This is a genomic window from Nitrospirota bacterium, from assembly GCA_040752355.1.
Lineage (GTDB): Bacteria > Nitrospirota > Thermodesulfovibrionia > Thermodesulfovibrionales > Dissulfurispiraceae > JBFMCP01.
This window is the reverse complement of sequence record JBFMHE010000001.1, coordinates 43,675-56,166: the sequence shown is the minus strand read 5'-3', so window position 1 is coordinate 56,166 and position 12,492 is coordinate 43,675. Positions and strand designations below refer to the sequence as shown.

14 protein-coding genes are annotated in these 12,492 nt (G+C 58.8%); 1 reads left to right on the top strand and 13 read right to left on the bottom strand.

Features of this window, described 5'->3' with window-relative positions; translation table 11 throughout:
* Positions 1-67: 67 nt before the first annotated feature.
* The 10 genes from AB1805_00320 to AB1805_00275 form a co-directional block, all read right to left on the bottom strand.
* A complete protein-coding gene (locus tag AB1805_00320) occupies positions 68-361 on the bottom strand; it encodes a cytochrome d ubiquinol oxidase subunit II (GenBank protein MEW5743868.1) in 294 nt (97 codons plus the stop codon).
* A gap of 173 nt (positions 362-534) precedes the next feature.
* Complete coding sequence (locus AB1805_00315; GenBank protein ID MEW5743867.1) at positions 535-2,232, bottom strand: AarF/UbiB family protein; 1,698 nt, start codon at positions 2,230-2,232, stop codon at positions 535-537.
* A gap of 83 nt (positions 2,233-2,315) precedes the next feature.
* Entirely contained in the window at positions 2,316-2,642 is a 327-nt protein-coding gene (locus AB1805_00310; protein ID MEW5743866.1) for a phasin family protein, read from the bottom strand.
* Positions 2,643-2,721: 79 nt separating this feature from the next.
* Entirely contained in the window at positions 2,722-5,364 is a 2,643-nt protein-coding gene (alaS, locus tag AB1805_00305) for an alanine--tRNA ligase (GenBank protein MEW5743865.1), read from the bottom strand.
* A 4-nt stretch (positions 5,365-5,368) separates the two neighbouring features.
* The gene (locus tag AB1805_00300; protein ID MEW5743864.1) at positions 5,369-5,710 is read right to left on the bottom strand and encodes a hypothetical protein; all 342 of its coding nucleotides are present in this window, start codon (positions 5,708-5,710) and stop codon (positions 5,369-5,371) included.
* The gene (locus tag AB1805_00295) at positions 5,707-6,207 is read right to left on the bottom strand and encodes a regulatory protein RecX (GenBank protein MEW5743863.1); all 501 of its coding nucleotides are present in this window, start codon (positions 6,205-6,207) and stop codon (positions 5,707-5,709) included. The genes AB1805_00300 and AB1805_00295 overlap by 4 nt, the downstream gene beginning before the upstream one ends.
* A gap of 107 nt (positions 6,208-6,314) precedes the next feature.
* Positions 6,315-7,352: a recombinase RecA gene (gene recA, locus AB1805_00290; protein ID MEW5743862.1), complete on the bottom strand. Its 1,038-nt coding sequence runs from the start codon at positions 7,350-7,352 to the stop codon at positions 6,315-6,317.
* A 60-nt stretch (positions 7,353-7,412) separates the two neighbouring features.
* Positions 7,413-8,000, bottom strand: a complete 588-nt coding sequence (gene thpR, locus AB1805_00285; protein ID MEW5743861.1) for an RNA 2',3'-cyclic phosphodiesterase — start codon at positions 7,998-8,000, stop codon at positions 7,413-7,415.
* Positions 7,997-8,458, bottom strand: coding sequence for a phosphatidylglycerophosphatase A (locus tag AB1805_00280; GenBank protein ID MEW5743860.1), 462 nt, complete (start codon positions 8,456-8,458; stop codon positions 7,997-7,999). Before AB1805_00280 ends, thpR begins: the two co-directional genes overlap by 4 nt.
* 108 nt (positions 8,459-8,566) lie before the next feature.
* Positions 8,567-9,625, bottom strand: a complete 1,059-nt coding sequence (locus AB1805_00275) for a PAS domain S-box protein (protein MEW5743859.1) — start codon at positions 9,623-9,625, stop codon at positions 8,567-8,569.
* A 187-nt stretch (positions 9,626-9,812) separates the two neighbouring features.
* Between AB1805_00275 and AB1805_00270 the strand changes: the two genes are divergently transcribed.
* Entirely contained in the window at positions 9,813-10,310 is a 498-nt protein-coding gene (locus AB1805_00270) for an NUDIX domain-containing protein (GenBank protein ID MEW5743858.1), read from the top strand.
* Positions 10,311-10,314: 4 nt separating this feature from the next.
* Here AB1805_00270 and AB1805_00265 read toward each other — a convergent pair whose 3' ends face one another.
* From AB1805_00265 to AB1805_00255, 3 genes are all read right to left on the bottom strand, one after another.
* Positions 10,315-10,950 carry a radical SAM protein gene (locus tag AB1805_00265; protein MEW5743857.1) on the bottom strand — a complete coding sequence of 212 codons (636 nt, stop codon included), beginning with the start codon at positions 10,948-10,950 and terminating at the stop codon, positions 10,315-10,317.
* 17 nt (positions 10,951-10,967) lie between these two features.
* On the bottom strand, positions 10,968-11,867 hold the full coding sequence (locus tag AB1805_00260; protein ID MEW5743856.1) for a metal-dependent hydrolase: 900 nt from the start codon (positions 11,865-11,867) through the stop codon (positions 10,968-10,970).
* A gap of 66 nt (positions 11,868-11,933) precedes the next feature.
* Positions 11,934-12,395, bottom strand: a complete 462-nt coding sequence (locus AB1805_00255) for a Fe-S-containing protein (GenBank protein ID MEW5743855.1) — start codon at positions 12,393-12,395, stop codon at positions 11,934-11,936.
* Positions 12,396-12,492 lie beyond the last annotated feature (97 nt).

Sequence of the window (12,492 nt, the reverse complement as noted above, 5' to 3'; positions counted from 1 at the left end):
GAACTCCTTATCCTTCTCTTTTAATGGTAAGGGTGCTCCGCTCCCTTAGAACAGTATACGATAATTTTTAATACGCCTCCTTGTCGGAGAGTATCTCGTCCGCACTCACCCTATGGCTGAATATCCGGTAAATCCAGACCTGGTACGCGATCACCACAGGCACGAGGACCAATGCAACGACCGTCATGATCTTGAGCGTGTAGACGCTCGATGACGAGTTGAAGATCGTCAGACTGTAGCTCGGGTCGATGCTCGAGATGAAATAGAACATGACGGTGACGGCGAACTGCAGCCTGCTGAGCATCAATGCATCCATAACCCTATCCTCCTTGCTGTATTTATAAGTGCGCTTAAAATTTATGAGTGCGCTTCAGCCGGGCTGGGCATGCGTCCCGGCATTAATTCTGGACCGATTCTATCCTGTTTAGGATCGTTTGTCAAGGCCTGGTGAAAAATGCTCTCCTGACAAAGAGAAGGGCGTTGTCTATCATCCCGGAGGGTTTGTCGCGATCAGGGGGAGCTGAGGCGGGACGCCTACAGCCTCCCCGACCTGATGATCGAGATGATCAGCCAGACGCCGAGGAAGAAGGCGAAGAAGAAGGCCGAGAGGCCGAGGAGGGAGACTCCGAAAATGGTCGGGCCCACGCCGGTTGCGTGCATGATGGCGGAGCTGAGGATCATGGCGCTGACGATCATGGCGAAGGCGATGCGGTTGCTCGAGCGGTCCATATCGCGGATGAACTCGGGCAGATTGACGTGGTACATGCGGACATTGATGTCGTCCTTGATGATCTTCTTGATGATCTGTTTCATCTGCTTCGGGAAGAGGGCTACGAAGTCGGTGAAGTCCATGATATTCGCCCGTGCCTTCTCGTAAAAGCGCGAAGGGCTCACCCGCTCCTTGATGAGCTGCGAGGCGTAGGGCTGTGCGGCAAGAACGAAATCGAACCCGGGATCGAGCTGCCGCCCGATATTCTCGAGAATGAGCAGTGCTTTGTTGACCAGGAGGAGGTCCGACGGCACCCTGAGGCTGTGCTTTATGGCGAGCTGGGTGATCGCCTGCAGGTATTCGGCGAAATTGATCTCCTGTAGCGTCAGGCCGTAGAGCGGTTCGAGCAGATCGACAAGGTCGGCCTTGAACTCCTTCCTGAAGGCGTCGATATCGACATGCTCGGGGATGATGCCGAGCTCGAGGTATTGATCGATGAGCCGGTCGAAGTCTTTTTGTATGAGGGCGAGAAAGGTATTGGCCATCGTCGTCTTCAGCTCCTCCGAGACCCTGCCGACGATGCCGAAATCGATAAAGGAGAGCTGGCCGTTCGGCATTACCATGATGTTGCCCGGATGGGGGTCGGCATGGAAGAAGCCGTCCTCGAGCACCTGCTTGAAGAAGGCGTCGACCCCGACCTTCGCGAGCTGCTTCCGGTCGAACCCCATCCTGGTGATCGCCCCCAAATCGTCGATCCGGACGCCGTCGATCCGCTCCATGACGAGCACCTTCTCGGTGACGAACTCGAGATAGATCCGGGGGATATAGATATCCTGGTTCTCCTCGAAGTTCTTCTTGAAGCGGTACCCGTTGCGGGCCTCCTCCTCGAAGTTGAGCTCTTTCCTGATCGTACGGGCAAACTCGTCAACGATCCCGACGGGATTGAAAAACCTGCTCTCGGGCACATGCTTCTCGAGGAGGCGGGCGATGACATAGAGGATATCGATATCGGATTCGATGTCCTCCCTGATGCCGGGGCGCTGGACCTTGACGATCACGTCCGCGCCGTCGAGCAGCGCTGCCCGGTGGACCTGGGCGATGGAGGCCGCTGCAATGGGATGGTCGTCGAAGGTCCTGAACATGTCGTAGAGGGGCAGGCTGGTCTCGCGCTCGACGATCTGCTTCGCTTCGACAGCGGGAAAGGGGGGCACCTTGTCCTGGAGCTTCCTGAGCTCGTTCGCGTACTGGACCGTGATGAGATCGGGACGGGACGAGAGCACCTGGGCGAGCTTTATGAACGAGGGCCCCAGCTCGGCGAAGGCCATCCTGAGCCGCTCGGGAACGGTCGGGCCCTTGAGGGCGGGCCAGGCGCCGAAGGACCTGATGCGTTTCTTGAAAGGGATGTACCTGCCGAGGTTTATCTGCTCGACGATCTGGCCGAAGCCGTACTTGAGAAAGACATTGATGATCTGCTGAAGCCGCCGCGCCGACTTGTAGGTACGGTTGAGTTTAAAGATATCCACAATAAACCGTTTATAGCGTTATAGCGTTTATAGCGTCATGAGCTGCAGGCGTCATCTTCATTATACGCACAACGCTCTAAACGCTACTCCTCTTTTCCCTCGTCTTCAACGGCCCCTTCGAGCTTCTTCACCCGTGCGGAGAGGTTCTGCACCTTCCTGCTCAGCTTTTCGAAGTCGTCTCTCGTAGGAATATTCATCTTCTCCATGGTCTTGCTCATCAGCTCGGAGATGTTCTTGTTCCACTCGGAGGTCCCTTTCTCCGCCTTTTCGCTCCACTCCTTCACCAGCTTGGCGCCCTGGGATTCGCTCAACTCCCCCTTCTTCACCAGCTCGTCGATGAAGTCCTTGACCTTCTCCTGCACACCGAAGCCCGCGAGAATCGCGTTCCGCACCAGATCAAACACGGTCATAGCCACCTCCGAATTCAGTCGTAATGCGTAACGCGTGATCCGTGACGGGAAAATACGTGAACTGATTACGCATCACTGATCACGCATTACGGTTTTGTTTCACTATATCATATACCGCCTCAAGGGCTTTGTCCAGCTTGCCCGGATCGTCGAGGTTGGCGACGCCGCCCTGGGCCATCTCGGGTTTTCCGCCGCCCCTGCCGCCGACGAGGGCGGCGATATTCTTGAGCAGGTCTCCGGCGCTGAACTTCCCGGTGAGGTCCTTGGTGACCATCGAGAGGAGCGACGCCTGTCCGTTCATCACCGAGGCGACGACGATAACCCCCGAACCCAGCCGGTCGCGTATGGTGTCAGCGAGGACCCTCAAGTCCTTCTGCTCGAGCCCGTCCACGCGGCCTGCGAGCACCTTGATCCCGTCGATCTCGCGCACCTGCTCCATGATAGACGACGAGCTCTCGGAGGCGGCCTTTGCCTTGAACGCCTCAATCTCCCGTTCGCGCTCCCGCAGGTCGCTGAGCAGCCGCTCGACCCGGTCGAGCGGTTTATCGGTCTTCAGCACCTCGGCGATGGCGCGGAGCTCGTTGCTCCGCTGCTTGAGGTACTCGAAAGCGGCCTTCCCGGTAAAGGCCTCGATCCTCCGGATGCCGGAGGCTACGCTGCCCTCGGCAACGATCGTGAAGAGCCCGATATCGCCGGTGGTCCGGCAGTGCGTTCCGCCGCAGAGCTCGGCGCTGACCCCCGGAACCCTGACGACCCTCACCTTCTCCCCGTACTTCTCGCCGAAGAGGGCGATGACGCCGGACTTCACCGCCTCCTTGATATCCGTAACCTCGGTGCTCACCCCGATGTTATCGAGGATGGCGTCGTTCACCATCGCCTCGATAGCGTCGAGCTCTCTCCGCTCGAGCGGATAGAAATGGGTATAATCGAACCGCATCCGCTCGGGAGAGACGAAAGAGCCCGCCTGTTTCACGTGTTCGCCGAGCACCGTCCGCAGCGCGCTGTGGAGGAGATGGGTCGCCGTATGGTTGCGCGCCGCGGCAGCTCTCTCGCCGCGGTCGACGGCCGCCCTGACCCTGTCCCATACCATGAGGACGCCCTTTCTCACTCTCACCACATGGGCGTGGAGATCGATCTCCTTCTTGGTGCCGATGACTTCCGCCTCGGCGGCATCGGAAACGAGCATCCCCTTGTCGCCGACCTGTCCTCCCGATTCGCCGTAAAAGGGCGTTGTATCGAGAAAGACTTCCACCTCGTCTCCTGCGGCGGCTTCGGTAATTACCTTGCCCTCTTTCAGCATCGCCTTGACCACTGCCGGGGCTTCGAGCGTATCGTAGCCTGCAAACGTTGTCTCGCCGATCTCGGATAAAAGCTCCTTATAGATGGAGGCAACGGCTTCCTCCTCGCCGACCCATGACGCCCGCGCCCGCTCCCGCTGCAGCTCCATCGCCCGATGGAAGCCGTCTTCGTCGATCAGCAGATAGTTATCGACGGCGATATCGCGCGCGAGGTCGAGAGGGAACCCGTAGGTATCGTAGAGCTTGAACAGCTCTTCGCCGGGGATCGTCTTCTCGCCGGACCTCTTCAGCCTGTCGATAACGTCGTCGAGAAGTCTCATGCCCTGTTCGAGGGTCTTGGTAAAGCGCTCCTCCTCGAACCGCAGGACCTTTGCGGTCCGCTCACGCTCCTCGGCCAGTTCGGGATAGACCGCCCCCATGGCGTCGATCACGGAATCCAGCAAGCTGTACAGGACCGCGCCTTCGAGGCCGAGCAGCTTCGCATGGCGCGAGGCCCTCCGGATGATGCGCCGGAGCACGTATCCCCTCCCCTCATTCGAAGGCATGAGGCCGTCGGAAACCAGGAAGGCGGCTGCTCTCATGTGGTCGGCGATAACGCGCATCGAGGTGTCGTCTTCGGTGATGCGTCCATAGGTCTTCCCGGACGCCTTTTCGACGGCAGCAATGATCGGCGCAAAAAGATCGGTATCGAAGTTATTGCGCCTGCCCTGCAGTACGGCACAGAGGCGTTCGAGCCCCATGCCGGTATCGATGCTCGGCTTCGGCAGCGGGGTGAGCGTGCCCGACTCGTCCCTGTTGAACTGCATGAAGACGAGATTCCATATCTCCAGATAGCGATCGCAGTCGCAGCCTACCTTGCAGTCGGGCTTTCCGCATCCTACCTCCTCGCCCTGGTCGATAATGATCTCGGAGCAGGGTCCGCAGGGCCCGGTGTCTCCCATCTGCCAGAAATTATCCTTGGCGCCGAGCCTGACGATCCTTTCCGCGGGAATTCCGGTGAGCTCTTTCCAGAGATTCTCGGCCTCGTCGTCATCCTGGTAGACCGTTGCCCAGAGCCTGTCCTTCGGCAGTTTGTAGACCCCGGTAAGGAGCTCCCAGGCAAAGAGAATGGCGTCTTTTTTAAAGTAATCGCCGAAGGAGAAGTTGCCGAGCATCTCGAAGAAGGTGTGGTGCCGGGCGGTATGTCCGACGTTTTCGAGGTCGTTGTGCTTGCCCCCTGCCCGCATGCACTTCTGGCAGGTTGTCGCCCTGGTATAGGGCCGTTTCTCCTCGCCGAGAAAAACGGACTTGAACTGGACCATGCCGGCGTTGGTGAAGAGGAGCGTCGGGTCGTTGCGCGGTATGAGCGACGAACTGGCGACCTTCTGGTGCCCTTTTGCCCTGAAGAACTCCAGGAAAAGCTCTCGTACCTCTGCGCTCTTCATGCTCCTATTTCATCCTCCCCGGCTCGGAGCTGACGATATAGGTCAGCTTTCCATCGATAAAGGTGAGCACGGTCCTGAGCAGGCCGATGCCGGAGGTGTAGATCCACTCCTCCTTCGGCTTTCCCGCCTCGGGTTGGAGCGTCCGCACCGAGTCCGGCGCACCCCAGGCATAGCGCACCTGCTGCGGCGTCATGCCGGGCGCGATCTGGCCCTTGATTATCTTCTCCTGGATCTCGATGGGATAGTGCTTTATCTCGTCATGGGTAAACCGTGCCGGAGACGCGCAACCGGCCAGGAACAAGGCAATGCCGAGTACTGCTATACAGGTGATGCGTCCACCTCTCATGATTCCTCCTCCATATTCAGGGATTTCATCGCTTTCCGTATGCTATCGATCGAAAATCCTCTCCGGGCGAGCATGCCCCAGAGCCGTCTCTTCACCGTCGCCTCATCATACTGTTTCAACCGGCGCAGCTGCTTCTCGATGAGACGGCGCGCTGCATCGATATAGTCCTCTTCGGCGCCGCCTGTGGAAAGGGCCTCGGCCCTCTCCCGAGGAATCCCCCGTTTGACCAGGTGGGTCCTGACGCCCTGCCTCCCGAGGCAGCGACGCTCCACCGCATCCCGCCGCAGCGCCTCGGCGAGCTTCTCGTCATTGATGAAGCCCTTCTCCTCGAGAAAGGCGACGGCCCGGTCAACGACAGCGCCCGAAAAGCCCTTCGTGAGCAGCTTCTCGCGCATCTCCTTTCCGCTCCTGTCGCGGTAGCTCAGGAGCTTGCAGGCATGCTTGACCGCGCTGTCGAAACTATCGTCGAACCCTTTTACCGCAGTCCTTCGGGTCACTGATCTTTCTCTCGGACAACTGCCGGGCGGGGCGGCCCGGACTTCATCGCCGGTAAAGCCCTTAAGCCCGGGCCGCCCCGCCCTTCGGCCGTCACTATGGTTATCTTCTATTTGCCGTTATTCTTACCCTGAGAGACAGGCTCGGCAGACTTCGATCCGAGGCCGTACGCCTCCATGATCTTCTGCTCGATCTCTGCAGCGACCTGGGGGTTCGCCTTCAGATACTCGCGGACGTTGTCCCTGCCCTGCCCTATCCTGGTGCCGTTGTAGCTGTACCATGCGCCCGCCTTCTCGATGATCCCCTTTTCGGTACCGAGGTCGATCACCTCACCCATCTTCGAGATCCCCTCGTTGAAGAGAATATCGAACTCGGCCTGTCTGAAGGGCGGAGCGACCTTGTTCTTCACGATCTTCACCCTGACCCTCCCGCCGACCACCTCGGTGCCGTCCTTGAGGTTGTCGATCTTCCTGATATCGAGCCTCATGGACGAGTAGAATTTGAGCGCATTGCCGCCGGTCGTGGTTTCGGGATTGCCGAACATGACGCCGATCTTCATCCTGATCTGGTTGATGAAGATGATCGTGGTCTGCGACTTCGCGATGGCTGCCGTCAGCTTTCTCATGGCCTGGCTCATAAGGCGGGCCTGAAGGCCGGGCAGCGCATCGCCCATGTCGCCCTCGATCTCCGCCTTCGGCACCAGGGCGGCGACGGAGTCGATGACGACGATATCGACCGCGCCGCTCCGGACGAGGGTTTCAGCGACCTCGAGCGCCTGCTCGCCGGTATCGGGCTGCGAGACCAGGAGGTCTTCCACGTTCACCCCGAGCCGGGACGCATAGACGACATCGAGCGCATGCTCTGCGTCGACGAAGGCGGCGACGCCGCCCGCCTTCTGGGCCTGTGCTATGGCGTTCAGGGCGAGGGTCGTCTTCCCCGACGATTCGGGGCCGTAGATCTCGACCACCCTTCCCCGCGGGAACCCGCCGATGCCGGTAGCGATATCGAGCGACAGCGATCCGGTCGGGATCGCCTGTACTCCGTCGGCCACCTCGGCAGTGCCGAGGCGCATGATCGCCCCTTTTCCGAAATTCTTCTCGATCTGGGAGATTGCCACTTCGAGGGCTTTAAGCCTATCCTTATTCATTGGTGCTCCTCCTTCTGGGTATCACGGGCTGAGTACGATGAGGACCCCGCCGGCGCCCCCCTACTCGCACGCTTTCAGTTGAAAACCGGCGACGACGGAATATTCCGCTCCCCCCGGTCGCAATTGGCTCTTCATAAGCAGAATTTCTTCCACTTGTATAGTACCAAAAACCTTGTCCTTAAATGTAGCCAGTTCCTTGACTATGCTGTCGAGACCTCTCCTTTCGGTTACCCTGCCGGGCCTGACTCTCCCGATAGTGAGATGGGGAGAAAACGTCCGCTCCTCCTTTTCGAACCCCAGCGATTCCATCGCCTGCTCGATATCCCGGGCGAGGTTCGCCAACGCTTCGGATCCGGCAACACCGACCCAGAGCGTGCGGGGGTTCTTAGTGCCGGGAAAGGCGCCCGTTCCTTCGATGGTGAGTCCGAACGGCGCGTGTCCTGTACAGACCTCCCGCAGCCGCTCGCCGATCCCGGCCACCCTGCCCTCGTCCACCTCACCGAGGAACTTCACCGTCAGGTGGATATTCTCCTCCGCCACCCACCGCACCCTCGCCGAAGAGGCCGGGATACCTTTCACCTGCACCATAAGCTCCCCGATAGCCGCTCGTACCGGCTCCGGCACTGCTATGGCGATGAAGCATCTCACGCGGCCACCGCCTTCCAGAGCTGGAGCAGAATGTTCGTCATCACCCCTGCCGCAATATCATCGAGCATCACTCCCAGGCCGCCGCTGATCGCCCGTTCGAGGTTCCTGATCGGGGGCGGCTTCATTATATCGAAGAGCCTGAACAGGAAGAAGGCGGCGATCATGTACCCGGCAGTGAGGGGAAGAGAGAAGATCGCGGTCACATATCCGACAAACTCATCGATGACGATACAGCCGCTGTCCTTTCTCCCGAAGAGGTTTTCCGCAGCCTGTGCAGCCATGGTTCCTATTACCAGCCCGGCGCCGATCACGATGGCCTGCACCGCCGGACCGGGGTGAACGAGCCATATGAAAAGCGCCCCGGCGAGGCTGCCGAACGTCCCGGGAGCAAAGGGAAGATACCCTATGAAAAAGACCGTCGCAATGGTCTTGGCGAACGTTGCGGAGACGTGATTCACAGTCCTTTATTTTACCATAAAACTCTCGGTTTTTTCAGGACTTTTAGCCTTCTCGGCAGGGCTGAAAAGACAGCTCTTTCAGAAGCCTGCCGCGGTCCGCTGCGGGGCTCACTCCCTGAAGTAATCGGGATAGAGGCGTTTCGAACATTCGGGGCAGATGCCGTGGCTGAACTCTGCCTCGGAGTGTTCATGCACATAGGCTTCGATCTGGTTCCAGTAGCCGCGGTCATCACGGATCTTCTTGCAGGAAGAGCAGATCGGCAGGAGTCCCCGGAGGGTCCTGATCCTGCCGAGGGCTTCCCGGAGGTCTGCGATGAGCTTTTCCCGCTCCTCCTCCAGCTTTTTGCGCCTGGTGATATCCCTCACCGAGCCGAGGACTCCCAGTATCGCTCCCGATGCATCGATTACCGGCACTTTTATAGCCTGGACCCACCGCTTCCCCTCGATGCCGCTCACCACCTCATCCTGGACCAGCGGGCCCCCTGACCGCATCACTTCGAGGTCTCCGCTTCTGAACCGCTCCGCCTCTTCAACGGAAAAGAGGTCGTAATCGGACTTCCCGACGATCCCGTCCTCCGGTATGTTGAGGAGCCTGCAAAAAGCGGGATTCACCATCCGGTAAATCGACTCCCTGTCTTTTAAAAAGACGATATCGGGAATGACCGAGAGCATGATCTGCATGAGATTCTCCTGCTCCTGCAGTCTTTCCGATGTCCTTTTCCACTCCGATATATCGGACATCAGGCCGTCGGCATACCGGACTCCTTCCCGCTCATACGTCGTAATCGCCCTGTCGCGGAGCCAGATCCAAGCGCCGTCCTTCCTTCTGCCCCTGAACTCTATGTCGAACCGCTCCCCTTTTTCGAAGAGGGCCTTCCAGCTCCTCACGACGGTCTCGCGGTCCTCGGGATGAATCCTCCCGAGGAAGAAGTCGCGCCCGCCGGAGCACACTTCATCCGGCGTATACCCGGCGATCCGCTCCACGTTCCGGCTTACGAACGTAATCGTAAATTGCTCATCCGCTGTCCAGACGATATCGGGAATATTCTCCATCAGCGAGCGGTACTTCCCCTCGCGGGTCTCGCAACTGAGGCAGAGGTGGTCGTGGACAGCCGACTGTTCGAGCTGCTTGATGCGTCTGTTCCTGTTGACGGCAGAGTCCTTCATATGAGCCTCCCAGGGATGTGTCCCCCTGTTTTCAGGTGGAAATCACTTCCTGCCGCTTCGGTACCTGAGGCATTATACCAATAATGTACCCTGTGCCGCTATCGAAAACAACCCTCCGGAGGGCTGAAAATCGATCTTCATTTACAGCCCTTTCCGGTTTCTGGTATCGTTGAGTATGCAGGAAGAGATGCTCGAGATAGTAGACGAAGAGGGCAGGACGCTCGGCACAGTCCCCCGCACCGAGGTCCACGGGAACCCCGCGCTGCTCCATAAAGTAGTGCATGTGCTCGTATTCAACGATAACGGCGAGCTGCTCCTCCAGAAGCGCTCGATGAAGAAAGAGGTGGCTGCGGGCAAATGGGACACCTCGGTGGGAGGCCATGTGGCCCCGCTGGAAGACCTCCTGCTCGCAGCGCAGCGGGAGATGGAAGAGGAGCTCGGGGTCCTTTCAGAGGATATACGGTTCCTCTATTCCTATATTCACGCGAACCCCTACGAGAGCGAGCTGGTATTCACCCATACCTGCACGCATAACGGCCCCTTTTCCTTCAACCGGGACGAGATCGACGAGGTGCGGTTCTGGAGCATCGGAGAGATCGAGCGCTCGCTCGGAAACGGGATGCTCAGCGACAACTTCGAATCGGAGCTGAGGAGATATCTCGAACACCGGAAAAGCAATTCCTGATATCTTATACCCCCTGCTCTTCGGGGCCGAAAACGTACTTGTGGAGCTGCAGGTTGAGCCGCACCGGCAGGCGGTCGGCGACGATCCACTGGGCCAGGTCCCTCGGCGCAAGCGTGCCGAAGCCCGGCGAGAGAAGAAGGGTGCAGACTCCGGCCAGACGACGGTTTCGGATAAACTCCCTGGTCCACTCGTAATCCTCCCTGTCGGCGACGACAAACTTCAGCTCATCGGACGGCTTGAGAAGCGCGAGGTTGTCGAGCTCCATCTTGTCGAACATGCCGCTCTTCGGCGTCTTGATATCCATGATCACCACCGCCCTCCGGTCGACCTCCCGAATGCTCACGCTCCCGTTCGTCTCGATCAGGACCGTGAATCCCTCATCGATCAGCCGCCGTACGAGCGGCAGGGTCTCCTCCTGCAGCAGGGGCTCGCCCCCGGTAATCTCGACCAGCGGGATTCCATAGGCCCTTACCGCCGCCACGATCTCATCGGCAGACAGCTCCCGGCCTCCCTCATACGCATAGGCAGTATCGCAGTAGATGCAGCGCAGGTTGCAGCCGGTCAGCCTGATGAAAACGCAAGGCCTCCCTCCATACGATGACTCTCCCTGGATGCTCGCAAAGATTTCGGTTATGGTCACTGCCGTGTCCCTCGGACCTAAAAATGGAAGCTCGAACCTATGATCCTGCCCTGCTTATCCATGACCACCCTTGCGATGAACCGTTCTCCGGGAAGGAACGAATACGACAGCTCCCTCCACAAGACGACCGTCCTGCCCTGCTCATTCTTTACTTCTGCGTAAGGATAGCGGCTGAAGGTGAGGAAGCTCCGGACCATCCCGCTCTGCTTCGAGGCGACGATCTCGGGAGCGCCGTTGTCCATCCGGTACTTCTCCTGGAGGTAGACACGCCGGGTAAAGAGGTCGACAAAGCCTGTCGAGACGTCGTCGCCTGAGCTCGTTACGAACCACCACCTGAGAAAGTCGTTGGGAAGAGGACAGAGCCGGTACGTATGCGCATCGACCCTGGTCTTCAGAAACTGCTTCGCCTCTTCCTGCAGATAGGCCTTGCCCGCGATGTACCCCGACAGGAGCAGCACGGCAGCGAAGGCGATGAGGCCCGCGCGCTTCCTGCTGACACTGCTCCCTACTACAGCGAGCAGCAGCCCGAGCGAGACATAGGGGTCGATGATGAAGGTGAGGTCGAGGGCGTACTTATCCCAATCCAGCGGAGAGAGGATACGCGTACCGTACTGGTTCGTAAGATCGAGCAGCAGGTGAGAGCCGTAGCCCAGAAACGAGAGGGCATAGAAATAAAAGAACCCCTTTCTCTTGAGCCCGAAGAGGAGCGCCATGATCAGGGGGAAAACAGCAAGCGCCAGGATGCCGTGCGTAATTCCCCGGTGGTAGCGCAGAAATACGTCGGCCCCCCAGAGCCTCGTCACATAATCGAGATCGGGCGCGATCGCCGAAAAGACGAGGACGAAGAGCGCCGTCTTCCTCGCAAACCCGAGCCTGTGAATGACCACACCCGAAAGGGCGTGCGTTACCGGATCCATATCGCCTACTCTATCACGTTTTCATGAAGAGGGTCAAAAAGAGGACGGCTCATTCTGTCAGACACTCTAAAAGTATTTTGCCGCCTTTTCGAGTACCGCTCTCGGTATGTAGTACTTGCCGTCCCTGAGCGTCCCCGGGACCCTGATAGGAAAGCATCCGCCGAACCCCTTCTCGATCTCGGGAGTGGAATACTTCATGTTGCAGTCGCGGCAGGTAAAGGTCCCCTCTGAAAAATGATAGCCCAGCCTCGACCGGTAGCAGGTGACGCAGGCATCGAGGAAGGAGAGCACCTTGCCGTCATGATGAATCACGAAAAAATTGATCTCTTTCGAGCGGTGACGATAGGTAAAAAACCGGGGGACGCCCGGTTGCAGCGAATGCGCATCGACCACCGCATCGAGACCCGCTGATGCGGGACTCGGGTAATCCCCTTTTCTCGAACAGGAGACGAGGAGCACGAGGGACAGCGCACAGAGAGAAAGCACCCATCCCACGGCCACCGCCCTGCTGCTCCGCCTGTTTGTCACAGCTCTCTCCTTACCCGTTTCCTACAAATGTAGAACCGGACACGCTCTTTTGTCAAATCAGCCTCTTCCATTTTACTTGCTCCTCGCCGCTGCCGGC

What these genes read in the sequence shown, in the direction of transcription:
- AB1805_00260 (MEW5743856.1), bottom strand. Translation starts at nt 11,867, where the DNA reads ATGGATCCGGTAACGCACGCCCTTTCGGGTGTGGTCATTCACAGGCTC.
- recA (MEW5743862.1), bottom strand. Translation starts at nt 7,352, where the DNA reads ATGAATAAGGATAGGCTTAAAGCCCTCGAAGTGGCAATCTCCCAGATC.
- AB1805_00275 (MEW5743859.1), bottom strand. Translation starts at nt 9,625, where the DNA reads ATGAAGGACTCTGCCGTCAACAGGAACAGACGCATCAAGCAGCTCGAA.
- AB1805_00300 (MEW5743864.1), bottom strand. Translation starts at nt 5,710, where the DNA reads ATGAGAGGTGGACGCATCACCTGTATAGCAGTACTCGGCATTGCCTTG.
- AB1805_00310 (MEW5743866.1), bottom strand. Translation starts at nt 2,642, where the DNA reads ATGACCGTGTTTGATCTGGTGCGGAACGCGATTCTCGCGGGCTTCGGT.
- AB1805_00270 (MEW5743858.1), top strand. Translation starts at nt 9,813, where the DNA reads ATGCTCGAGATAGTAGACGAAGAGGGCAGGACGCTCGGCACAGTCCCC.
- alaS (MEW5743865.1), bottom strand. Translation starts at nt 5,364, where the DNA reads ATGAAGAGCGCAGAGGTACGAGAGCTTTTCCTGGAGTTCTTCAGGGCA.